Consider the following 24,441-nt stretch of genomic DNA (forward strand, 5'->3'; position numbering starts at 1 on the left):
ACGAAACACACAAGGAAGGCACGGCTGCCGCACGTGAGGGACTCGAGAGAGAGCCGGCTGCTGCTCATCCTGCTGGTATCCATCGCATTCGCGCTGATCACGGTGGACATCCGGGAAGGCGACAACTCCCCCCTCAACGGGCCGCGCGAGGCCGCCGCCGCCGTCTTCGGCCCGGTGGAGTCGGGCGCCGCGACCGTCGTCGACCCGGTGGCCAACGCCATCGGCGCGGTCCGCGACTCCGGCAGCCGCCAGGACCGGATCAGCGCACTGGAGCAGGAGAACGCCGAACTGCGCCAGCAGCTGGGCAACCAGGACCACCAGGACTCCCGGGTGGAGCAGCTGGACGACCTGCTGCGCACCGCCGGGGCCGGCCAGTACAGCATCGTCGGCGCGCAGGTCATCGCCATAGGGCCGGCCCAGGGGTTCTCCTGGACCATCACCATCGACGCCGGCACCCGGGACGGCATCGACCGCGACATGACGGTGATCAACGGCGACGGCCTGGTCGGCCGGGTCACCACGGTCGGGCCGGGCACCGCCACCGTGCTGCTGGCCAGCGACCCCAGATTCACCGTGGGTACCCGGATGGAGGGCAGCAATGAGCTCGGCTTCGCCACCGGCCGTGGCGACAACGCCCTGGACGTCCAGCTTCTCAACCACCGGGCCGAGGTGAAGAAGGGCGACCGGCTGGTCACCTTCGGCTCGGCCGGCAACAAGCCCTTTGTGCCCGGCGTGCCGGTGGGCGAGGTGACCAGCGTGGAGGCGCCCTCCGGCGACCTGACCCGCACCGTGCGGGTGCGGCCGTTCGTCGCCTTCACCCAACTGGACCTGGTGGGCGTGGTGGTCGAGCCGCCGCGCGCCGACCCGCGGGACGCCGTGCTGCCGGAGAAACCGCGGGAGCCGGAGCCCGGGACCCAGACCGGCGGCAGCAGCGAGGTGACCCGCCCGGAGGACGCCGGCGAGCCCGGCGCCCCCGGGGAGGAGGAAGCGGCGGACCAGCCCCAGCCGGACACCGAGGCCGACGCGGACGCCGACCCGGACACCGATGCCGGAGCGGACGCCGGCGCCGCGGACCCGGAGACCGGGAACGACGCCGACGGACCGGGAGCTGACTGACCATGCGCGTGCAACGCACCCTGCTCACCACCCTGCTGGTGGTCGTCGCCCTCACCGTGCAGGTGAGCATACTGGCGCGGCTGCAACTGCCCGGCGCCGTCCCCGATCTGCTGCTGCTCACCGTGCTGGGCCTGGCCCTGGTCTACGGCCACACCGGCGGCGCGGTGACCGGCTTCTTCGCCGGCCTGGTCGCCGACCTCGCCCCGCCCGCCGATCACGCCGTGGGCCGCTACGCCCTGGTGCTCTGCCTGGTGGGTTATGCCGCGGGCCTGACCAGACCGGACACCGGCCACCGTTCGGCCACCGCCCCGATGCTGGTGGTGGCGATCGGCGCGGTCAGCTCCACCCTGCTCTACGCCGGTGTCGGCACCCTGGTCGGCGACACCGAGGTGAGCCAGGAGGCCCTGGTCACCATGGTCACCACGGCCACCGTCTACGACCTGCTGCTGGCGCCGTTCGTCGTACCGCTGGTGATGAGCCTGGCCCGTCGCCTGGAGAGCGATCCGCTGGCCGGTGACGGCGCCGCCTCCCCGGCCGGCGAGTCGCTCGGTTCGTCCTGGCTGCGGCCCACCGGCCTGAGGCTCGGCCGGGCGGGCCGGTTCGGCCGGGCCCGGGCCGGCCGGGCCGCCGTCATCGGCAGCCAGCGCTCGCCGCTGCTGGGCCGTTCCCGCGGCCGTCTGAAGGGGGTCAAGAGGCTGTGAGCAACATCCCGGAGACCGGGCGGACCTCCCGGGTCACCATCCGGCTGGTCGTCCTCCAGATACTGGTCTTCTCCCTCCTGCTCACCCTGGCCGGCCGGCTGTGGTACCTCCAGATCAGGCAGGGCGACGAATTCGCCGCCGAGGCGGCCGGCAACCATGTGCAGAACGTCATCCAGCCCGCCGTGCGCGGCGCCATCCTGGACGCCCGCGGCGTGCCGCTGGCCGACAACGAGACCCGGCTGGTGGTCTCCGCCGACCGCACCGACCTGCTGCGCATGCCCGACGACGGCGAGCAGGTGCTGACCGACCTCGCCGGACTGCTGGAGATGGACCCGGAGGAGGTGCGCAACCGGGTCCGGCTGTGCGACTCCGAGACCCCGCAGCCGTGCTGGAACGGCTCCCCCTACCAGCCCATCCCGATCACCGACGAGGCCACCGTCCAGCAGGCGCTGCAGATCTGGGAACGGCCGGAGAGCTACCCGGGCATCGTCGCCCAGCCCACCGCCGTCCGCCGCTACCCGGCGCCCTACGGCGCCCACACCGCCCAGGTGCTGGGCTATCTCTCCCCGGTGACCGACGAGGAGGTCGCCGAGTCCCAGCAGACCGACTCCCCGCTGCAGCGCTACGACCAGATCGGCCGCTCCGGCCTGGAGCGCACCTACGACGAGTATCTGCGCGGCGGCGCCGGCATCGACCGGCTGGAGGTGGACAAGTTCGGCCGGGTGATCGGCGAGGCCGAGGGCGTCGAGGCCGAGGCCGGCGCCAATCTGGTCACCAGCATCGACTCCCGCATCCAGGCGGTCGTCGAACACGAGCTGCTCCAGGCCATGAAGCAGGCCCGGCAGGCGCACGACGACATCAGCGGTCGCAACTACGAGGCCGACTCCGGGGCCGCCATCGTGATGGAGTCCCACACCGGCCGGATCGTGGCGATGGCCTCCTACCCGGACTACGACCCCAATGTGTGGGTGGGCGGCATCTCGGCCAAGGAGTACCAGCGGCTGACCGGCGAGGAAGCCAACGACCCGCTGCTCAACCGGGCCATCCAGGGCCAGTCCCCGGCCGGCTCCACCTTCAAGGTGGTCACCTCCTCCGGCGCGGTCCGGGCCGGCTACGACTTCGACGGCAACTACGAGTGCTCCTCCTCGTACAGCATCGGCAACACCACCTTCAAGAACTTCGAGTCCCGCGGCTACGGGCCGATCTCCCTGGGCAAGGCGCTGGAGGTGTCCTGCAACACCGTCTTCTACCGGCTGGCGCACGCCGAATGGCAGAAGGACGGCGGCATCAACCCCGGCGAGAACCCGAACGACTGGCTGTTCGACACCGCGCACGGATTCGGGCTGGGCAGCGAGACCGGCATCGACCTGCCCTCCGAGGCCGCGGGCCGGGTGCCGGACCGGGCGTGGAAGCGGGAGTACTGGGAGACCAACAAGGACGCCTGGTGCGAGCTGGGCAAGGAGGAGGGCGACGACTTCGCGCACCGCTACGCCCGGGAGAGCTGCGAGGACGGCTGGCGGCTGCGGGCCGGTGACGCGGTCAACTTCTCCATCGGCCAGGGCGATCTGCTGGTGACCCCGATCCAGATGGCCTCGGTCTACTCGGCCATCAACAACGGCGGCACCCTCTACCGGCCCACCGTCGGCAAGGCGATCGTCGATGTGAACGGCAATGTCGTCGAGGAATTCGAACCGGTCGAGAACGGAAAACTGCCGATCGAGAAGGGCACCGTCAGCGACCTGCAAGGCGCCCTGCGGGACGTGATAGAGGTCGGCACCGCCTCCTGGCGGTTCATCGGCTGGCCGCAGGACGAGATCCCGCTCTCCGCCAAGACGGGCACCGCGACCACCGAGGGCAAACAGTCCCGCTCCTGGCTGACCACCTTCTCCGAGGACTACACCGTGGTCATGACCATCGATCAGGCGGGTACCGGCTCCGGCGCCTCCGGCCCGGCGGTGCGCAACATCTACGAGGCCATCTACGGCGTGGACGAGCAGGGCGCCATCCACCCGGAGCTGGCCCTGCTGCCCGAGCCGCCGGCCGAACTGCCGCGGACCGACGACAACGGCACCATGGCGGCCGAGTTCGACAAGGAGTGGGAGCAGCACTTCGCCGCCTACAAGAAGGAGCACCAGGAGAACTACGAGGGCGCCGCCATCGTCCCGGCCGGCGACGGCGAGGACGGCGACGGCGCCGGAGACTTCCAGGCCGGGGCGGAGGCCGGCACCGGCGACGGCACCGGCGAGGTACTGGCGGGCGCCGCCTTCGAGGCCGACCGCCGCCGCGAGGGCACCGGCGGGGACGGGTGAGGCACCGGTGAGCGTCCACACCTTCTCCAGCGGGCTGCCGCCCGCCCGGCGTTCCGGCATCCGCCGCATGATGGCCCGGGACTCCCTGTTCCGCCGGGTCGACTGGCTGCTGCTGCTCGCCGCCGGCGGGCTCACCGTCCTCGGCTGTCTGCTGGTCTGGTCCGCTACCTGGACCCGTACCGACATCAACGAGGGCGACCCGCACTTCTTCCTGATACGCCACGCGCTCAACGCCGCCATCGGCATCGCCCTGGCCGTGGGCGTGATGTGGCTCGGCCACCAGCGGCTGCGCAGCGCCGTCCCGGTCTTCTACGGCTTCTCCATCGTTCTGCTCCTGCTGGTCTTCACCCCGCTCGGGACCGAGATCAACGGCCAGCGGGCCTGGCTGTCCATAGCCGGCTACACCGTCCAGCCCGGCGAATTCGCCAAGGTGGCGGTGATCCTGGGGATGGCCACGGTGCTGGCCGCCCAGGTCGACGCGGGGGACCGCGACCACCCCGCCGGCCGCCCCGTCCTCCAGGCGCTGGGCCTGGCCGCCCTGCCGCTGGCCATCGTGGTGGTCGACGACATGGGCATGGCCATGGTGATCGGCATGATCGTGCTCGGCGTACTGCTGGCCTCCGGCGCCACCATCTTCTGGACCTTCGGCCTGATGGCGGCCGGCGCGGCCGGCGCGGTGCTGGTGTGGACGCTGGGCGTGCTGGACGAGTACCAGATCAACCGCTTCGCCGCCTTCGCCAACCCCGAACTCGACCCGGCCGGCGCCGGCTACAACACCAACCAGGCCCGGATAGCCATCGGCTCCGGCGGCCTCACCGGCACCGGCCTCTTCCAGGGCTCGCAGACCACCGGGCAGTTCGTGCCCGAGCAGCAGACCGACTTCATCTTCACCGTGGCCGGGGAGGAACTGGGCTTTGTCGGCGGCGCGGGCATCATCCTGCTGATCGCCGTGCTGCTCTGGCGCGCGCTGCGGATAGCCCGCGGCGCCACCGACCTGTACAGCACCATCATCGCGGCCGGCCTGGTGGCCTGGCTCGCCTTCCAGTCGTTCGAGAACATCGGCATGGCGCTGGGCATCATGCCGGTGGCCGGTATTCCGCTGCCGTTCGTCTCCTACGGCGGCACCGCCATGATGGCCTCCTGGATAGCCATCGGCCTGCTGGAGTCCATCCGGATGAAACGCACCCTGTCGGCATAGCCCCGGACGCGGGCAACCGGCGCAAACCGTATGGTTCCAGCCGGTTCCGGCGGGTTCCGGCAGGTTCCGTCCCGGAGTGTCGCCTCAGGGCCGCCACTGCCACTACCCTCGACGGAAAGCGGCTGACGGGTGAACTCACGATGACTACCGCGACAACGACATCTGTACGCCCCGCGGCGGGCACCGCCGGGGCCACCGTTGTGGACTACGCCGGACGGCAGGCACGGGAGCTGCGCGAACTGGAGCCCGAGGTCCGCCGGGACGCGCCCGACTCCGTGCACCGGATGCGGGTGGCGTGCCGCAGGCTGCGAAGCTGCTTCCGCTCCTACCGCCGGGTCCTGGACCGCACGGTCACCGCCGCCCTGGAGGGCGAGCTGATCTGGCTCGCCGGGGAGCTCAGCGGCGACCGCGACCGCGAGGTGCTGGCCGAGCGGTTCCGCGAGCGCCTCGCCGAACTGCCGCCGGAGCTGATCCGCGGCCCGGCCCGGGACCGCCTGCGCGACTACGGCTCCCCCCACGAGGAGCCGCCCGGCCCCGGGACCCCGGCCGGCCGGTCCGCCACCCGGGCCAGGGTGCTCGCCGCCCTGGACTCCGACCGCTTCCGGGACCTGCTGTCCGGACTGGACGCCCTGCTCGCCGTGCCGCCGCTGCTGCCCGCCGCCGGCCGGCGGGACCGCAAGGTGTGCGGCCGGGTGCTGGAGGCCGACGCCGACCGCTTCGACCGGCGGATGGCGGCGGCCCGCGCCGCGCCGCCCGGACCCCTGCGCGACCACGCCCTGCACGCCGCCCGCAAGGCCGCCAAACGGGCCCGCTACTCCGCGGAGGCGGCCCGCCCGGCACTGGGCAGGACGGCCGCCCGGGCCGAGATCACCCGCTGGCGGGCCCTCCAGGATCTGCTCGGCGAGCACCAGGACAGCGTGATGGCCAGACAAGCCCTGGTGGAACTGGCCGTGACGGCCGAGGCGGCCGGCGAGCCGTCCTTCACCTACGGCCTGCTGCACGGCCGCGAGCGAGCCCTGGCCGAGGAGTACGAGCGCCGCCTCGCCGCCCTCCACCCCGGCCACCCGGCCGCGGACACCGAGGAGACCGGGGCCGGCGCCGGCTGACCCGCCCGGAGGGCCCGCGCGGGAGAGAGCGGTTAGGCTGAATGGTCACCACCGTCACCGGTCCGGCCCGGCCATCCGCACCGGCCGACGCCGAACCGGCCCTCGCACCCCATTTCCCGGAGACATCACCCATGCCTGTCGAATCGGTCTTCCCGCGCCTGGAGGCCCTCCTCCCGCACGTCCAGAAGCCGATCCAGTACGTCGGCGGCGAGCTGAACTCCACGGTCAAACCGTGGGAGGAGTGCGATGTCCGCTGGGCGCTGATGTACCCGGACGCCTACGAGGTCGGGCTCCCCAACCAGGGCGTGATGATCCTCTACGAGATCCTCAACGAGCGCCCCGGCGTGCTCGCCGAACGCACCTACAGCGTCTGGCCGGACCTGGAGGCGCTGATGCGGGAGCACGGCGTCCCGCAGTTCACCGTGGACTCCCACCGCCCGGTCGGCGCCTTCGACGTGCTCGGCGTCTCCTTCTCCACCGAACTGGGCTACACCAATCTGCTCACCGCCCTGGACCTCGCCGGCATCCCGCTGCGCGCCGAGGACCGCACCGGCGAGCACCCCCTGGTGATCGCCGGCGGCCATGCCGCGTTCAACCCCGAGCCGGTCGCCGACTTCCTGGACTGCGCGGTGCTCGGCGACGGCGAGCAGGCCGTGCTCGCCATCACCGAGACCATCCGGGCCTGGAAGGACGAGGGCCGGCCCGGCGGCCGGGACGAACTGCTGCTCCGGCTGGCCCGCACCGGCGGCGTCTACGTCCCCGGGTTCTACGACGTGGAGTACCACCCCGACGGCCGGATCGCCCGTGTGGTGCCGGGCCGCTCCGGAGTGCCCTGGCGGGTCGCCAAGCACACCGTGATGGACCTGGACGAGTGGCCCTACCCCAAGCAGCCGCTGGTCCCGCTGGCCGAGACGGTGCACGAGCGGATGTCGGTGGAGATCTTCCGCGGCTGCACCCGCGGCTGCCGCTTCTGCCAGGCCGGCATGATCACCCGCCCGGTGCGCGAGCGGTCCATCACCGGCATCGGCGACATGGTGGAGAAGGGCCTGGCCGCCACCGGATTCGAGGAGGTCGGCCTGCTCTCGCTCTCCTCCGCCGACCACAGCGAGATCGGCGACGTCGCCAAGGGCCTGGCCGACCGCTACGAGAACGACCGGATCGGCCTGTCGCTGCCCTCCACCCGGGTGGATGCCTTCAACATCGACCTGGCCAACGAGCTCACCCGCAACGGCCGCCGCTCCGGCCTGACCTTCGCCCCGGAGGGCGCCACCGAGCGCATCCGCAAGGTGATCAACAAGATGGTCAGCGAGGAGGACCTGATCCGCACCGTGGCCACCGCCTACGGCAACGGCTGGCGCCAGGTGAAGCTGTACTTCATGTGCGGCCTGCCCACCGAGACCGACGAGGACGTGCTCCAGATCGCGGACATGGCGGCCAAGGTCATCGCCAAGGGACGGCAGGTCACCGGCGGCAACGACATCCGCTGCACGGTCTCCATCGGCGGCTTCGTGCCCAAGCCGCACACCCCCTTCCAGTGGGCGCCGCAGCTCTCCGCCGAGGAGACCGACCGCCGGCTGGAGAAGCTGCGCGACCGCATCCGCGAGGACCGGCAGTACGGCCGCAACATCGGCTTCCGCTACCACGACGGCAAGCCGGGCATCGTGGAGGGCCTGCTCTCCCGCGGCGACCGCCGGGTCGGCGAGGTGATCCGCGCCGTATGGGAGGCCGGCGGCCGGTTCGACGGCTGGCGCGAATTCTTCTCCTACGACCTGTGGATGGAGTCCGCCGCCAGGGTGCTGCCGCGCTACGGCGTGGACGTGGACTGGTACACCACCCGCGAGCGCGGCTACGAGGAGGTCCTGCCCTGGGACCACCTGGACTCCGGCCTGGACAAGGACTGGCTCTGGGAGGACTGGCAGGACGCCCTGGACGAGCAGGAGCTCGACGACTGCCGCTGGACGCCCTGCTTCGACTGCGGCGTGTGCCCCGCCATGGGGACCGAGATCCAGGTGGGACCCACGGGGCGGAAACTGCTGCCGCTCACCGTGGTCCCGCAGTGATCCCACAGCGGTCTCACGGTGATCGCGCGGTCGCTGTGAAGCGCCGTCCGAGCGGCGGCACCACGCTTCGCCCGGTAGGTTCGGTGGCGTCGGGTGCGGCGCGCGGTGGCGCGGGGGAGAGGACGGTCGGGACATGCCTGAGCTGAGTGAGCCGGATACCGCGGTGCACGCGTCTTTTCTGGCGGCCATGAAGGAGTTCGAGGCCGAGGGGCGCACCGGCGACGGCTCCATGATCGGCCGGGACCTCGCCACCTGGAGCGGGCGCTGGCACGAGCCCGGGGCCTTCGCCGCCTATGTGGCCGCGGTCCGCGCGGACGTGCTGGAGGAGACTCCCCGGCCGCGCGGCCATGTGCCGTGCACCACACTGTGGTGGACCGAGGACGGCGAATGGCTCGGCCGGCTCGCCATCCGGCACCGGCTCAACCGGCTGATGCTGGAGTTCGCCGGCCACATCGGCTACGACGTGCGCCCCTCGGCCCGCCGCCGGGGCCACGGCACCGCCATGCTGCGCGCCGCCCTGCCGGCCGCCCACCGGATGGGCATCGAGGCCGTCCTGGTCACCTGCGACGACGACAACGACGCCTCCCGCCGGATCATCGAGCACTGCGGCGGCCGGTTCGAGGACCAGCGCGGCAAGAAGCTCCGCTACTGGATCGACACCGCCGCCGCGTAGCCTGGAGAGCGGGAACCGAACAGAACACGGGATGACGCGGACCGCGCCGGAAGCCTCCGGCCGCCGCACTGTTGGACAAGGGACTGAACGACACTGGGCAAGCGACAACCCGCGGGGCCGCCGCCCGCACCGGCGGTGCAGCGCATCCGGCTGCGGTACACCAAGCGCGGCCGGCTGCGGTTCACCAGCCACCGGGACTTCCAGCGCGCCTTCGAGCGGGCGCTGCGCCGGGCCGAGGTGCCCATGGCCTACTCGGCCGGATTCACCCCGCATCCGAAGGTCAGCTACGCCAACGCCGCCCCGACCGGCACCGCCAGCGAGGCCGAGTATCTGGAGATCGCGCTGGCCGAGCCGCGCGACCCGGAGACGGTCCGGCGGCTGCTGGACGCCTCGCTGCCGCCCGGACTGGACGTGACCGAGGCGGTACAGGCGCGGACCTCCGACTTCGCGGACCGGCTGGCCGCCTCCTGCTGGGAACTCCGGCTGGACGGGGTCCGGCCGGAGGAAGCCGCGGCGGCGGTGCGGTCCTTCCTGGCCACCGAGACCGTGGAGGTGCGCCGCCAGACCAAGAAGGGCACCCGCACCTTTGACGCCCGGGCCGCGGTGATGTCGCTGTCCGTGGCGTCCGGCGCCGGGGAGACGGCGGTCGCGGGCGGGCTTCCTGGAGGGTCCGATGGGCCGACCGACCCGGCTTGTGCGATACTGCGCCTGGTAGTGCGGCATACCACACCTGCCGTACGACCCGACGACGTCCTGTCCGGCCTTCGCTCCACTGCCGACCTGGCGCCGCCGGTCCCCGCCGCGGTGACCAGGCTGGCGCAGGGGCCGTTCGATGAGGAGACCGGCACGGTGACCGATCCGTTCGCGCCTGACCGCGACGCCGACCCGGCCGCTCCACCCACGGCCGCCGGGCAGTGGACCGCGGCGGTGTCGGAGGTCACCGGCCAGGGCCCGTCCGGCCAGCCGTGACGGGTCCGCGACGCCAGCAGTACGGGGGTCCGAAGGGACGCTCCCGGGCTGGGAGGCGCACGCGCGTTGTCGCCCGCCGTCCGCAGGGAAGGCCGGGCGAGCGAGCGCCCGCGCCTCCTCTCCGGGAGAATCCTGAACAGGGAAGCCCCGTGGCACGCCCCCGGGCGGTGCCAGGCGGCGCGGACCGAGAAGCGCGTCCGGTCCGGGCAACGGCCTCGGCGATGCCGTCGCGCGCCGCCGAACCGCCCGGCACCAGGGAGCCACTCGGGTCCGGCTGACGAGGCCGGCGCACCCAACAGCAGACTTTCGCCGCAGCCGGACGAGGGAGGCCGGAACCGGCGAGTGACGAGCGACACAGACAGCCCTCGAGCGGCGCCGACCCCGGCGCCCGGGGGCGCGACGGGAGAAATGCCCGCATGCACGAGCCCAACGAGTCCGCGGAAGCGGACGGCGCCGAACGCATCGAGAACGAGACCACCACGAGGAGTACCCCGAGCGACACGCTGCCGCCCCGGCGGCGGGTCGCCACCCGCCCGGCCGGCCCCCCGGCCCCGGCCGCGGCGGACGAGACACCGGCCGAGGACCTGATGCCCACCGACGAGCAGCCGCCTGCCGGTCCCGCCGGACCGGCGGAGCCTGTGCCGCCGGCCGCCGAGGAGGACGAGCCGGAAACCGGGGCCGGGGCCGGGACCGCCGCAACGGCGGGACCGGAGCCGGCGGCCTCGGCCGGCGGGGCCGGTGAGCCCGAGGCTGCCCCGGGCGGACCGCCGGCCGAGGCCGCGCCGCCGAAGCGGACGCGGCGTCGTGCGGTGCGGGTCGCGGCGGCTGCGCCGCCGGCGGCCGAGCCCGCCGAGATTGTCCTGCCGCGGGGCGCCGCCGGCACCGAGACCGCCGAGACCGCCGAGGCCGTACCCGCGGCCGGTGAGCCCGATGCCGGGGCGGCGGAGACCCCTGAGACCCCTGAGGCCGCTGAGGCGGCGCCGCCGAAGCGGACGCGGCGTCGTGCGGTGCGGGTCGCGGCGGCCGTGCCGCCGCCGGCCGAGCCGGCCGAGACCGTCCAGCCCGCCGAGTCCGGGACCGAGGCCGGGGCATCCGGACCGGCCGAGCCGGCGCCGCCGCGGAAGCGGCGCCGTGCGGCACGCGCGGCGGGTTCCGCGGAAACGGTCACCACCGAGCCCGGCGAGCCCGGCGAGCCCGCCGAGGCGGCACCGGCCGGTGAGCCGGCGGAGGCCGCCGAGCCGCGGCGGCGACGCCGGGTGGTGCGCGCCGCGAGCGCCGCGCCGGAGGCCGCCGAGCCGGCGGAGGACGAGGCCGGTGCCGCCGCGCCGAAGCGGACCCGGCGCCGCAAGGCCGGTCAGCCGGAGGAGCAGCCCGCCGAGACCGCCGAAACGGCGGAGGCGGCGGAGACTGCGGAGGCCGCGCCGCCGAAGCGGACGCGGCGTCGTGCGGTGCGCGCGGCGGCCGAGACCGAGCCCCGGACCGAGCCCCGGACCGAGACGCAGACCGAGACCGAGACGCAGCCCGGGGCCGAGATCCCCGAGCCCGTGCGCCGGCGTGCTACGCGCGAAGCGGAGGCCGCCGGGGAGGGTGAGCCCGGTCCCGCCCGGCGCACCCGCCGCCGGACGGCCCCGCCTCAGGTGCCGGCCTTCGCCGAGCCGGAGGGCGGCGCGCCCGAGGACGAGCCGGCGACCACGCCGCCCATGGCGCCGCCCGCCGCCGGCCCGCCCGCCGCGCTGTTCCAGGCGCCCGTCTTCCAGGCGCCCATGTTCCAGACGCCCGAGCGGGCCGCCGAGGAGGCCGCGCAGGCCCGCGAGGAGGAGCCCGAGCCCGGGCGCGAGCCCGAGGAGAGGGCGGCCGAGGCCGCCGAGCCGGAGGCTGCCGGGGCCGAGCCGGAAGGGGCACCGGAGGCCGGTGAGCCCGCGGCTGCCGAGGAGCAGCTGGAGCGCGGTGGCCGCCGTCGCCGCCGCGGTGGCCGTCGCCGCCGCCGCAGCGAGACCGCCGAACGCGCCGCGGAACGCTTCGCCGAGGAGGAGGCCGGGGCCGGGCGGGAAGACGGCGCCGGGCCGTCCGCCGCCGACGAGCGGCCGGAGACCGTGGAGGCCGGAGCCGCCGAGGCCGAGGCGGAGACCGAGATCGACACCGAGGACGAGGGCGAGGGCGGCTCCCGCCGCCGCCGTCGCCGTCGCCGCCGGCGGGGGGAGGCCGCGGCGGAAACCGAGCCGTCCGTGGACGACCCCGAGCGCACCGTGGTCAAGGTCCGCGAGCCCCGCCGCAAGGGCGAGGGCGCCGAGGCCCACGACGGCGTGCAGTCCATCAAGGGTTCCACCCGGCTGGAGGCCAAGAAGCAGCGCCGCCGGGAGGGCCGGGAGCAGGGTCGCCGCCGGGTCCCGATCCTCACCGAGGCCGAGTTCCTGGCCCGCCGGGAATCGGTGGAGCGGGTCATGGTCGTCCGCCAGAGCGGCGAACGGACCCAGATCGGCGTGATGGAGGACGGCGTCCTTGTCGAGCACTATGTCAACAAGGAGCAGTCGCACAGCTACGTCGGCAATGTCTACCTGGGCAAGGTGCAGAACGTACTGCCGTCCATGGAGGCCGCCTTCGTGGACATCGGCAAGGGCCGCAACGCCGTGCTCTACGCGGGCGAGGTGAACTTCGAGGCACTCGGCCTCTCCGGCGGCCCGCGCCGGATCGAAACCGCCCTGAAGTCCGGCCAGTCGGTGCTGGTGCAGGTCACCAAGGACCCGATGGGCCACAAGGGCGCCCGGCTGACCAGCCAGATCTCGCTGCCCGGCCGCTACCTGGTGTATGTGCCCGAGGGCTCGATGACCGGGATCAGCCGCAAGCTGCCGGACACCGAGCGGTCCCGGCTGAAGCAGATTCTGAAGAGGGTGGTGCCGGACGACGCGGGCGTGATCGTCCGCACCGCGGCGGAGGGCGCCAGCGAGGAGGAGCTGACCCGCGACGTCGAGCGGCTCCAGAAGCTGTGGGAGGACATCCGGCGCAAGGCCAAGAAGGGCAATGCGCCCAGCCTGCTCTACGGCGAGCCGGACATGACCGTGCGGGTCGTCCGGGACATCTTCAACGAGGACTTCTCCAAGGTCATCGTCAGCGGCGACACCGCCTGGGAGACCGTGCACGGCTATGTCTCGCAGGTCGCGCCGGACCTGGCCGGCCGGCTCCAGCGCTGGTCCTCGGAGGTGGACGTGTTCGCCACCTACCGGATCGACGAGCAGCTCATGAAGGCGCTGGACCGCAAGGTCTGGCTGCCCAGCGGCGGCTCCCTGGTGATCGACCGGACCGAGGCCATGGTGGTGATCGATGTCAACACCGGACGCTTCACCGGCCAGGGCGGCAACCTGGAGGAGACGGTCACCAGGAACAACCTGGAGGCGGCCGAGGAGATCGTGCGCCAGCTCCGGCTGCGCGACCTCGGCGGCATCATCGTGATCGACTTCATCGACATGGTGCTGGAGTCCAACCGCGAGCTGGTGCTGCGGCGGCTGCTGGAGTGCCTGGGCCGGGACCGGACCAAGCACCAGGTCGCCGAGGTCACCTCGCTGGGTCTGGTGCAGATGACCCGCAAGCGGGTGGGCCAGGGGCTGCTGGAGTCGTTCTCCGAGCCGTGCGTGCACTGCAACGGGCGCGGCGTGATCGTCCATATGGAGCAGGTGCACGCCGCGGCGCCGGCGGGCGGGAAGAAGGCCAGGAAGAAGCAGCGCCAGGCCGAACAGCGGGCCGCCGAGGAGGCCGCCGCCCAGGCCGCGGCGGAGACCGCCGGGGAGACCGCCGGGGAAGCGGTCGCCGAGGCGGCGGAGGCCGGGCCGGCGCCGGTGGAGGCGGCTGCCGAGGAGGCGGCCGAGGCCGCGCTGGAGTTCGTCCCCGACGAGGAGCTGTACAGCAGCGTGGCCGAGGCGGAGGAGAGCATCCGCCGGGGCGGGCGCCGGCGGCGCCGGGTGACCCGCAAGGTCACCGCACCGGCCGGGGCGCCGCGCGGTGGCTCGGAGCCGGCGGTGGTCGTGGTCGCCCCCGAGCCGGTGCCCGAGGCCGAGCCGGTGCCCGCCGCCGCGGCGGAGCCCGCGGCGCAGGCGGAGGACGAGCCGGCGGCACCGCGCCGCCGCCGGGTGGTGCGCCGGGTGTCGGCGCCCGCCGCCGTACCGGAGGAGACGGCCGGCGCCGAGACCGCCGGGCAGCAGCCGGAACCGGAACCGCAGCGGGACCCGGAGGCTGAGCCGGCGCAGGAGCCGGAGGCCGGGAGCGCGGCGGAGGCGCCGAAGGCGGCGCGCAAGGCGGCCAAGAAGGCCACCGCCAAGAAGGCCGCCAAGAAGACCGCCGCCAAGAAGACGGCCAAGAAGGCGGCGGCGAAGAAGAGCGCGAAGTCCGCGGCGAAGAAGGCCACCGCCAAGAAGGCCACGGCCACGGCCGCGGCCGAGCAGCAGGCGCTGCCCTCGGTCACCGCCTCCGCGGAGGACTGACCAGGCAGGCCGGCAGGCTGGCAGGCACGGCCCGGCGCCCGGGCCGTGCCTGCCAGCCCGCCGGCGCCGATTTGACCAGGTCGGCAAGGCTTTCCTATTCTTGACCGTCGGCGTGTTGTCACGCTTGGCCCCGAGCACCTTCCTCCCGGCCGACGGGAGAGGGCGGGCCGTGCAGCCGGAATCCGGCCGGCCAGCCTGGCATCGGTGGCTCCGCATCGAGACGAGAGAGAGTTCCGCGTGTACGCGATCGTGCGCACTGGCGGCCGTCAGCAGAAGGTTGCTGTCGGCGACGTCATCGAGGTCGACCGAATGGCCAGCAGCAAGGCGGGCGACACCGTCGAGCTCTCCTGCCTGCTCGTGGTGGACGGGGAGACCGTCACCAGCGATCCGTGGGTGCTCGCCGGAGTGAAGGTCCGGGCCGAGGTCCTGGACCACTACAAGGGCGACAAGATCCGGATCCAGAAGTACAAGAACAAGACGGGCTACCGCCGCCGTATGGGGCACCGCCAGCTCCACACGCAGCTCAAGGTCACGGAGATCCCCGCTCCGGCCACGAAGTAAGGGACTGAAGACACATGGCACACAAGAAGGGCGCGTCCTCCACCCGGAACGGTCGTGACTCCAACCCGCAGTATCTCGGTGTGAAGCGCTTCGGCGGCCAGGTGGTGAACGCGGGCGAGATCCTGATCCGCCAGCGCGGCACCCACTTCCACCCCGGCAAGGGCGTGGGCCGCGGCGGCGACGACACCCTGTTCGCGCTGCGCGCGGGTGTGGTGGAGTTCGGCCGGCTGCGGGACCGCAAGGTCGTCAACATCGTTCCGGCCGAGGGCTGAGCCCCACCGGTCTCAGCCGGCGTTGATCGCAGGTCGTCGAGGGCGGATGCGCGTGCGCATCCGCCCTCGACGCGTCCTGCCGGGGAATCCTTCCGGCCGGCCGTTTGTTGGCGGTGTGTCGGCCGCCTGTGCCCGGTTCCGTTCCGATCCCGTGCTTGTCCGATCCAGTACCAGTACTCCGGAGGCTTTTCATGACCACCTTCGTCGACCGCGTCGAACTGCATGTCGCCGCGGGCAACGGCGGTCACGGCTGTGCCTCGGTGCACCGGGAGAAGTTCAAGCCGCTGGGCGGGCCCAACGGCGGCAACGGCGGCCGGGGCGGCGATGTGGTGCTGGTCGTGGACCGGGACGTCACCACGCTGCTGGAGTACCACCACCGCCCGCACCGCGCGGCCGGCAACGGCCGCCCCGGCGAGGGCGACAACCGGACCGGCAAGGACGGCGACAGCCTGGTGCTGCCGGTCCCGGACGGCACGGTGGTCACCGACCGCAACGGCACCGTGCTGGCCGACCTGGTCGGCGAGGGCACCAGTTATGTGGCGGCCCGCGGCGGGCGCGGCGGCCTCGGCAATGCCGCGCTGGCCTCGCCGCGCCGCAAGGCGCCCGGCTTCGCCCTGCTCGGCGAGCCCGGTGAGCGGGGCGACATCGTCCTGGAGCTGAAGACCGTCGCCGATGTCGCCCTGGTCGGCTACCCGAGCGCCGGCAAGTCCTCACTGATCTCGGTGCTCTCCGCCGCCCGTCCCAAGATCGCGGACTATCCGTTCACCACCCTGGTGCCCAACCTCGGGGTGGTCACCGCGGGAGAGACCGTCTACACCGTGGCGGATGTGCCCGGGCTGATCCCCGGCGCCAGCCAGGGGCGCGGGCTGGGGCTGGAGTTCCTCCGCCATGTGGAGCGCTGCAAGGTGCTGGTGCATGTGCTGGACTGCGCGGCCCTGGAGACGGACCGCGATCCGCTGAGCGACCTGGACGTCATCGAGGCCGAGCTGGAGGCCTACGGCGGCGGCCTGAAGGACCGCCCCCGGGTGGTGGCGCTCAACAAGACCGACATCCCCGACGGGCAGGAGCTGGCCGATCTGGTGCGGGCCGAGCTCCGGGCGCGCGGCCACCGGGTGTTCGACGTCTCCGCGGTCTCCCGCAAGGGGCTGCGCGAGCTGTCCTTCGCGCTGGCCGGGATCGTCGCCGAGGCGCGCGCGGCGCAGCCGAGGCAGCAGGCCACCCGGATCGTGATCCGGCCGCAGGCGGTGGACGACGCCGGCTTCACCGTGACCCGTGAGGGCGAGGGGATGTTCCGGGTGCGGGGCGGCAAGCCGGAGCGCTGGGTGCGGCAGACCGACTTCACCAACAACGAGGCCGTGGGCTATCTGGCCGACCGGCTGAACCGGCTGGGCGTGGAGGACGAGCTGTTCCGGATGGGCGCCCGGGAGGGCGACGGCGTGGCCATCGGCCCCGAGGACAATGCCGTGGTCTTCGACTGGGAGCCGTCGGTCAGCACGGGCGCGGAGATGCTGGGCCGGCGCGGTGAGGACCACCGGCTGGACGAGCTGCGGCCCGCGGTCCAGCGCCGCCGCGACCGGGAGGCGGAGCGGGCGGAAGCCCAGGCCGGATACGGCGACGGCGGGCCGCTCGCCGGGCAGTGAACCGTCCGGCGTCCTCCGGTTGTCACAACTCCGCAACAGCGGCCCGCGGGCGTGCCGCCCGCCCGGTGCGCCGGCGGCGGCCTGTCCGCGGCCGGTGAGCTGGGCGGGACGGTGCCGCCGCGGGGCGCCGCGAGCCCCGGCGCACGCCCGTCCGCACCACCGGGGCCCGGATGTCAAGGCGGGAAACTCCACCGGACTTTGGCGCTAACCTTGCGTGTACGGTAAATGTCGGGGAGGCCACAGCCCGGCTGTGCGGCCCTACCGGGTGCGCTGCCGACGGTGACATTGCGGGAGGCCACTCGTTCCTCCTTGGGCGAGGCCCGCTCGGGCGGACGGCAGTGGCCGGGCCGCGGCGGGCCGCGCCGGAGTCCGCATCGGCCCGGGTCGCCGGCCGGGGTGCCGGGTGTGCCGGCGGGCCGCCGGCCGCCCCGGAACCAGCGACTCCGGGCGGCGTTCCGGTCCATGCCGGTGGTGCAGAAGGGAATGGCAGTGGTCGTTCGCAGGGTGGTCAGGCGGCTCCGTCCGAGGGTGGAGCGCAGGGCGGTCGAACAGATGTGGCAGCTTCGGTCGATGCGCCGCCGCCGCCGGGCCGTGGCCGCCGACTCCGGTCTGCGCCGGGTGGTCGTCGGCGGTCAGCACTTCTACGGCCGGGTGGTCTCCGAGTTCACCGCCGCCGGGGCCGCCGACGCCAATCTGGAGCTGGTGCTGGCCGTCCTGGAGCGGGCCGGTGCCTCCGTCTTCCTGGTCCCCGGCATCTCCCGCACCCGGTGGACGGTGGGTGTGCGGGCCGCCGACCGGGAGCGCTTCTTCACCGCGCTGGAGGAGCTGCACGGCGGCAGCGCCGTGTTCGTCGGCCGGCCCATACTGGGCGGCCAGCTCCGCCGCTCGGCCCTGCTGATGGACGGCCGGCTGCCGGTGAGCCTGCGCACCGCCTCGGTGATCCGGGTGGGCGTGGTGCACGTCGGTCCGGCCGGTCAGGTGCTGGGCGGCCCGGAGCTGGGCTGCGACGTCGAGTTCTGGGAGGACGGCGCCGAGCTGCTGTCCGGCCCGGACGGCGAGCGGGAACTGGCCCGGGTCCAGCCCCAGGCGTCCGCGGAGATCTTCGCCGATGCGCTGGTCGCGCCGCGCCGGAACCGGGTCGCCGATGTGGTGCCCGCCGCGGAGCAGACCCCGGCGCTGGTCCGGGCCGGCGGCATCGAGGTCACCACGTTCCAGCCGTTCACCGTGCCCACCGTGAACGACGTCACCTTTCCGGTGGACGTGGTCTACACCTGGGTGGACGGCAATGAGCCGGCGATGCGGGCCAAGCGCGCCCGCTACCAGGGCCGGGGCACCGCCGAGATCCTGGACAAGGAGATCAACGAGTCCCGGTACACCAGCCACGACGAGCTGAGGTACTCGCTGCGCTCGCTGGCCATGTACGCCCCCTTCGTCCGCCACATCTATCTGGTCACCGACGGGCAGTGCCCGCACTGGCTGGACCGGGACGCCGAGGGCATCACGGTCGTGGACCACCGCGACATCTTCCCCGACGACGGCGTGCTGCCGGTGTTCAACTCGCACGCCATCGAGACCCGGCTGCACCACATCGAGGGCCTGTCCGATCACTATCTGTACTTCAACGACGATGTCTTCGTGGGCCGCCGGGTCAGCGCCGAGCACTTCTTCCACGGCAGCGGAGTGCTGCGCATCCCGGTCTCCCCGCTGAAGATCGGGGTGGGCAAGCCGCATGCCGAGGAGACGGCCACCAACTCGGCCGGCAAGAACGTCCGCCGGCTGCTGATGGAGAAGTTCGGCCGGATGACCACCAACAACTTCATGCACACCCCGCTGCCGCAGCACCGTCCCACGCTGCGCGAGCTGGAGGAGCTGTTCCCCGAGGACATCGCGCGGACCACCGCCAGCCGCTTCCGCTCCCCGCAGGACATCGCCATGACCGCGCCGCTGCAGTACCAGTACGCGCTGCTCACCGGCCGCGGGGTGCCGGGCCGGTTCAGCTTCCGCTATGTGAACATCAGCCGGGACGACGCCGGGCAGCGGCTCGACGACATGGCCCGCACCCGCCGCTTCGACTTCTTCTGCCTCAACGATGTGGACGTGCCGCCGGAGCGGCGCGAAGAGGTGCACGAGCGGATGGGCCGGTTCCTGGCCGAGTACTTCCCCTTCCCCAGTCCGTTCGAGAAGCCCTGAGGCCGCCGGAGAGAGTTCGATGAGGAGCCTGCGCGGGATCGTGCGACGCGCGGTGGCGGTGCTGCGTCCGCTGTCGGCACCGCTGGAGCGGTTCCGGTGGCGGGCCCTGGGCGCGGGCCGGTCGGTACTGACCGCCCGGCGGCGGCGGAAGCTGCGCCGGGCCGGCTCCGCGGTGCGCGCGGTGTCGGTGCCCGGCGGCCCTGGGCTGTGCGGCCGGGTCGTGGAGCGCTACTCGGCCGGGGCGGCGGCGGCCGAGGATCTGGACCTGGTGGCGGGCGTGCTGGACGCGGCCGGCATTCCCTACTTCCTGGTGCCGGGCATGGCCCGGCAGCGGTACACGGTGGGTGTGGAGGAGCCGTTCCGGGCCCGGCTGCTGGCCGAGGCCGCGGCCCGCCTCGGCGGCGGACCGGCCTATGCCGCGGCGGTGCCGGCCCGCGGCGCCGACGGGCCCGGCGGCGCCGCGGCCCCCGGCGGCCGGCCGGGCCCGGTGGCACTGTGGGCGGACGGGCGGCTGCCCCGGGCGGTGCGCCGCGCCGAGGTGCTGCGGGTGGGGGTGATCCGGCTGGGCGAGGGCGGGCACGCCCCCCGGGACCCGATGGCCACCGGCTGCGACATCGAGTTCTGGCGGTCCGGCGAACAGGCCGGGCCGGGCGGCGCGGACGGCACCTGGCTGACCGTGCCGGGCCGTCGGCTCACCGACTCCTTCCGGGAGTCACTGGTGGCGCCGCGGCCCAACCGGGTCTCCGAGGTGGTGCCGGTGGAGGCCCGCAAGCCCGCCTTCGTCCGGCCGGCCGGCCGTGAGGTGCCCACCTTCCAGCCCTTTGCCGAGACCCTGGCCGATGAGGTCACCTTCCCGGTGGACGCGGTCTTCACCTGGGTGGACGGCAGCGATCCGGCGCTGGCCGAGCGCCGCCGCCGGCATCTGCCGCGGCAGGGTCCGGGCATCGCGGCGCGCGAGGTCGGCGCCTCCCGCTACACCAGCCACGACGAGCTGAAGTACTCCCTGCGCTCGCTGGCCATGTACGCCCCCTTCGTCCGCCATGTCTATCTGGTGACCGACCAGCAGGTACCGTCCTGGCTGGACACCTCGGCCCCCGGGCTGACGGTGGTGGACCACCGCGAGATCCTGCCGCACTCGGCGCTGCCGGTGTTCAACTCGCACGCCATCGAGAGCCGTCTGCACCGCATCCCCCGACTGGCCGAGCGCTACCTGTACTTCAACGACGACGTCTTTCTCAACCGCCCGATGCGCGCCGAGGACTTCTTCCACGCCAACGGCATCGCGCGGATACCGTTCTCCCCGCTGAAACTCGGCCTGGGCCCGCCGCATCCGCTGGAGCCGGCGCCCAACTCGGCCGGGAAGAACGTCCGGGAGCTGCTGCTGCTCACCCATGGCCGGTTTGCCGTGCACAAGTTCCTGCACACCCCGCATCCGCAGATCAGGGCGGTGATGGAGGAGATCGAGGAGGCCGGGTTCGAGGCGCTGACCGGGACCACGCACTCCCGGTTCCGTGCCATCACCGACCTGGCCCCGGCCGCCACCCTGCACCACCACTGGGCGCTGCTCACCGGGCGTGCGGTGCCGGGGGAGTACAAGTTCCGCTACATCGACGTCGGCAAGCCCGGCCTGCACACCCGGCTGGCCCGGCTGGCCGGCGCGGACATCGATGTCTTCTGCCTGAACGATGTGGACACCGCGCCCGCCTCCCGGCCCGCCGTCCACGCCCGGCTGCGTGCCTTTCTCACCCGCACCTATCCCTTCCGCAGCCCGTGGGAGCTGCCCGCCTGACGGTCCGCGGGCCGGAACCGGAGTGAGGCGGGGCGGTCCCTGGCGTAGATTGGTCTGGTCCGTGAGGGCTGACCGGCTGGCTGAACAGGGGAAAGACGCAGTGTCTGGCGTACGGCAGGACGTGGTGGACGCCCGCAGGATCGTCGTCAAGATCGGCTCCTCGTCGCTGACCACGGCGGCCGGGGGCCTGGACGCGGACCGGGTGGACGCCCTGGTCGATGTGCTGGCCAAGCATCAGGACCGGGAGATCGTGCTGGTCTCCTCCGGCGCCATCGCCGCCGGGCTGGCCCCGCTGGGGCTGCTGCGGCGGCCCACCGATCTGGCCCGTCAGCAGGCGGCGGCCAGCGTGGGCCAGGGCCTGCTGCTCGCCCGCTACACCGCCTCCTTCGCCCGCTACGGGCGCCGGGTGGGCCAGGTGCTGCTCACCACCTACGACACCAGCCACCGGGTGCACTTCCGCAACGCCCGGCGCACCCTGGAGCAGTTGCTGGCCATGGGCGCGGTACCGGTGGTCAACGAGAACGACGCGGTGGCCACCGACGAAATCCGGTTCGGCGACAACGACCGGCTGGCCGCGCTGGTCGCCCATGTGGTGCGGGCGGACCTGCTGGTGCTGCTCTCCGATGTGGACGGCCTCTACGACGGTGATCCGCGCCGGCCCGGGGCGCGGAAGCTGGCGACGGTCGACGGGCCGGAGGATCTGGCCGGGGTGGAGCTGGGCAGCGCGGGCCGGGCGGGCGTCGGCACCGGCGGCATGGTGACCAAGGTGGAGGCCGCCCGGATCGCCACCGGGGACGGCATCCCGGTGGTGCTGACCTCCGCGGTGCATGTCGCCGACGCGCTGGCCGGCCGGGCCACCGGCACCTGGTTCCGGGCCACCGGTCCCCGCTCGGCGGGCCGGCTGCTGTGGCTGGCGCACGCCTCCTCCCCGCGCGGCGGGGTCACCCTGGACGCCGGCGCGGTCCGGGCCATCACCGAGGGCGGCGGCTCCCTGCTGCCCGCCGGGATCACCGCGGTGGACGGCGACTTCACGGCCGGCGAGCCCATCGAGCTGCGCGACGAGACCGGGCGGACCGTGGCCCGCGGGCTCGTCAACTTCGATGCCCGGGAGATTCCCCTGCTGATCGGCCGTTCGACCCGGGAGCTGGCCCGGGAGCTGGGCCCGGACTACGAGCGCGAGGTGGTGCACCGCGACGACCTTGTGCTGATGCGGTCCTGACCCGGTCCTGACCCGGTTCAGCCGCGGTCCCGGGCGGGCGTCGGCCCGGCATGGGCCGCCGGCGTGATCCGGTGCGCGGCGGTGGACAAATAGCACATCAGCGGGTATCCGGACGCGCCGCCGGGCAACCGATCCGCCGAAGGTTGGGGAAACGGCCACATCGGCTGCCGGTAGATGGCAGCGTGGAGGCGGGCCCGTGGGGAGGAGAGCGGGCGGTGCCGTGTGCGCACCGGAAAGCACCACAACAGCACCAGGTCAGGAGGCCGCCGGTGAGACGACTGGCCAGTGTCGAGGGGGGCCAGGGGTCCCGGATCGGGGAGGAGAGCGCAAGCGCCGGACGCGAGGAGTCCCGGCTGTGGCACGTCACGCTCAGCGTCGCCGGTGCCCGGACACCGCTGCAGGACGTGCGCCGGGCACTGGAGCAGCTCGCCCACGACCACCCCTTTCTGCTCACCAGCCGCTACGCCGCCGACCATGCCGAGATCCGCTACTGGGAAGAGGCCCGCGATCTGCGGGACGCCGCGGCCGTGGCGCTGCGGCTGTGGGGCGAGCACCGGCGGTCGGCGCGGCTTCCGCCATGGGAGATCGTGGGGCTGGAGGTGATCGGCCGGGAGACGTACCACCAGCGCCTGGCCGAGGGCTACGGCCCGCCGCCCGCCGTCCCCGTGGGCGTGCACCCGTTCTGACCGCCGCGGCCCGCCCGCGGCGGTGGCCGGGGTGCTCGGGATGCGGACGACGGGCCTTGCCGCCGCACCGCGCGGCTACCCTTGGCGGGTATGAGCCGTAGTGAGGTTTCCGCCGCATCCACAGCCGCAGCCGCATCCGCCGTGTCCCCCGGCAGCGCCGGGCCGGACGGGCCGGCCGAGTCGCCGGTGCTGGTGACCGCGCGCCGGGCCCGGGCGGCGGCCACCGAGCTGGCCCCGCTGCCGCGCACCGTCCGGGACGGCGCGCTGCTGGCCATCGCCGACGCCCTGGTGGCCCGCGCCGGGGAGATCGTCGAGGCCAACGTCCGGGACGTCGAGCGGGCCCGGGCCGCCGGCACCTCGGCCGCCGTCGTGGACCGGCTCACCCTCACCCCCGAGCGGATCGCCGCCATCGCCTCCGATGTGCGCGACATCGTCGCCCTGCCCGACCCGGTCGGCGAGGTGGTCCGCGGCTCCACTCTGCCAGGCGGCTTGGAGCTGCGGCAGGTCCGGGTGCCGCTGGGCGTGGTCGGCATCATCTACGAGGCCCGGCCCAATGTCACCGTGGACGCCGCCGTGCTGTGCCTGAAGTCCGGCAACGCCGTGCTGCTGCGCGGCTCCTCCTCGGCCTACGCCTCCAACACCGCCCTGGTCGCCGTGGTCCGGGACGCGGTGGCCGCGGCCGGCCTGCCGGCCGACGCGGTGCAGCTGGTGCCGGGCGAGAGCCGGGAGTCGGTGCGCGAGCTGATGGGCGCCCGCGGCCTGGTGGACGTGCTCATCCCGCGCGGCGGCGCCTCGCTGATCCAGACCGTGGTCAGCGAGTCCACCGTGCCGGTGATCGAGACCGGCGTCGGAAATGTGCATGTCTATGTGGACGAGCTCGCCGATCTGGACATGGCCGTGGAGATCCTGGTCAACTCCAAGGCCCAGCGGCCCAGCGTGTGCAACGCGGCCGAGACGGTCCTGGTCCACCAGGGCATCGCCGAGGCGTTCCTGCCCCGGGCGCTGGCCGCGCTGACCGAGGCCGGCGTCACCGTGCACGGCGACGAGAGCTGGCAGAAGGCCGGCGCCGCGGCCGGTGTCGAGGTGCTCCCGGTGACCGGCGAGGACTGGGCGACGGAGTATCTGAGCCACGACATCGCGGCCGGCGTGGTGCCGGACCTGGACGCCGCGGTGGCGCACATCCGCCGCTGGTCCTCCGGCCACACCGAGGCCATCGTCACCCGGGACGCCCTGGCCGCCCGCCGCTTTGTCTCCCTGGTGGACTCCGCGGCCGTGATGGTGAACGCCTCCACCCGGTTCACGGACGGCGGCCAGTTCGGCTTCGGCGCGGAGATCGGCATCTCCACCCAGAAGCTGCACGCCCGCGGCCCCATGGGCCTGCCCGAGCTCACCTCCACCAAGTATGTGGTCACCGGGGACGGTCACACCCGGGGATGATTTCCCGGCGGCCCTCCCCTCCGGCACCCGATCGGCCTAGTCT

At 73.5% G+C, this 24,441-nt stretch carries 17 protein-coding genes; all 17 read left to right on the plus strand.

Features of this window, described 5'->3' with window-relative positions:
- Window positions 1-33 precede the first annotated feature (33 nt).
- The 17 genes from mreC to BM242_RS03795 all read left to right on the plus strand — a co-directional run bounded on the left by mreC (window position 34) and on the right by BM242_RS03795 (window position 24,398).
- Entirely contained in the window at window positions 34-1,116 is a 1,083-nt protein-coding gene (gene mreC / locus BM242_RS03715) for a rod shape-determining protein MreC (protein WP_093837102.1), read from the plus strand.
- A 2-nt stretch (window positions 1,117-1,118) separates the two neighbouring features.
- A complete protein-coding gene (gene mreD / locus BM242_RS03720; protein ID WP_093837103.1) occupies window positions 1,119-1,817 on the plus strand; it encodes a rod shape-determining protein MreD in 699 nt (232 codons plus the stop codon).
- Entirely contained in the window at window positions 1,814-4,126 is a 2,313-nt protein-coding gene (mrdA, locus tag BM242_RS03725; RefSeq protein ID WP_093837104.1) for a penicillin-binding protein 2, read from the plus strand. Before mreD ends, mrdA begins: the two co-directional genes overlap by 4 nt.
- A gap of 67 nt (window positions 4,127-4,193) precedes the next feature.
- On the plus strand, window positions 4,194-5,324 hold the full coding sequence (locus BM242_RS03730; RefSeq protein WP_093837338.1) for an FtsW/RodA/SpoVE family cell cycle protein: 1,131 nt from the start codon (window positions 4,194-4,196) through the stop codon (window positions 5,322-5,324).
- 140 nt (window positions 5,325-5,464) lie between these two features.
- On the plus strand, window positions 5,465-6,430 hold the full coding sequence (locus BM242_RS03735) for a CHAD domain-containing protein (protein ID WP_093837105.1): 966 nt from the start codon (window positions 5,465-5,467) through the stop codon (window positions 6,428-6,430).
- Window positions 6,431-6,561: 131 nt separating this feature from the next.
- Window positions 6,562-8,490 (plus strand): TIGR03960 family B12-binding radical SAM protein, encoded by a 1,929-nt coding sequence (locus tag BM242_RS03740; RefSeq protein ID WP_093837339.1) that lies wholly within the window; start codon window positions 6,562-6,564, stop codon window positions 8,488-8,490.
- A 133-nt stretch (window positions 8,491-8,623) separates the two neighbouring features.
- On the plus strand, window positions 8,624-9,163 hold the full coding sequence (locus BM242_RS03745; protein WP_093837106.1) for a GNAT family N-acetyltransferase: 540 nt from the start codon (window positions 8,624-8,626) through the stop codon (window positions 9,161-9,163).
- A gap of 135 nt (window positions 9,164-9,298) precedes the next feature.
- Entirely contained in the window at window positions 9,299-10,132 is an 834-nt protein-coding gene (locus tag BM242_RS03750) for a TIGR03936 family radical SAM-associated protein (protein ID WP_093837107.1), read from the plus strand.
- 416 nt (window positions 10,133-10,548) lie between these two features.
- Window positions 10,549-14,604 (plus strand): Rne/Rng family ribonuclease, encoded by a 4,056-nt coding sequence (locus BM242_RS03755; protein WP_093837108.1) that lies wholly within the window; start codon window positions 10,549-10,551, stop codon window positions 14,602-14,604.
- A 237-nt stretch (window positions 14,605-14,841) separates the two neighbouring features.
- Entirely contained in the window at window positions 14,842-15,165 is a 324-nt protein-coding gene (gene rplU, locus BM242_RS03760; protein WP_093837109.1) for a 50S ribosomal protein L21, read from the plus strand.
- Between the two features lie 14 nt (window positions 15,166-15,179).
- Window positions 15,180-15,437 (plus strand): 50S ribosomal protein L27, encoded by a 258-nt coding sequence (gene rpmA / locus BM242_RS03765; RefSeq protein WP_093837110.1) that lies wholly within the window; start codon window positions 15,180-15,182, stop codon window positions 15,435-15,437.
- Window positions 15,438-15,628: 191 nt separating this feature from the next.
- Window positions 15,629-17,077: a GTPase ObgE gene (gene obgE, locus BM242_RS03770; RefSeq protein WP_093837111.1), complete on the plus strand. Its 1,449-nt coding sequence runs from the start codon at window positions 15,629-15,631 to the stop codon at window positions 17,075-17,077.
- Window positions 17,078-17,560: 483 nt separating this feature from the next.
- On the plus strand, window positions 17,561-19,267 hold the full coding sequence (locus BM242_RS03775) for a stealth family protein (protein WP_175541234.1): 1,707 nt from the start codon (window positions 17,561-17,563) through the stop codon (window positions 19,265-19,267).
- Between the two features lie 19 nt (window positions 19,268-19,286).
- Window positions 19,287-21,056: a stealth family protein gene (locus BM242_RS03780; RefSeq protein WP_139238251.1), complete on the plus strand. Its 1,770-nt coding sequence runs from the start codon at window positions 19,287-19,289 to the stop codon at window positions 21,054-21,056.
- 100 nt (window positions 21,057-21,156) lie between these two features.
- Window positions 21,157-22,275 (plus strand): glutamate 5-kinase, encoded by a 1,119-nt coding sequence (gene proB, locus BM242_RS03785; RefSeq protein ID WP_483883318.1) that lies wholly within the window; start codon window positions 21,157-21,159, stop codon window positions 22,273-22,275.
- Between the two features lie 311 nt (window positions 22,276-22,586).
- On the plus strand, window positions 22,587-22,961 hold the full coding sequence (locus BM242_RS03790) for a hypothetical protein (protein WP_245833820.1): 375 nt from the start codon (window positions 22,587-22,589) through the stop codon (window positions 22,959-22,961).
- A 186-nt stretch (window positions 22,962-23,147) separates the two neighbouring features.
- Window positions 23,148-24,398: a glutamate-5-semialdehyde dehydrogenase gene (locus BM242_RS03795; protein ID WP_245833821.1), complete on the plus strand. Its 1,251-nt coding sequence runs from the start codon at window positions 23,148-23,150 to the stop codon at window positions 24,396-24,398.
- Window positions 24,399-24,441 lie beyond the last annotated feature (43 nt).

The organism is Streptomyces aidingensis, from assembly GCF_900112355.1.
GTDB classification, from domain to species: domain Bacteria; phylum Actinomycetota; class Actinomycetes; order Streptomycetales; family Streptomycetaceae; genus Streptomyces; species Streptomyces aidingensis.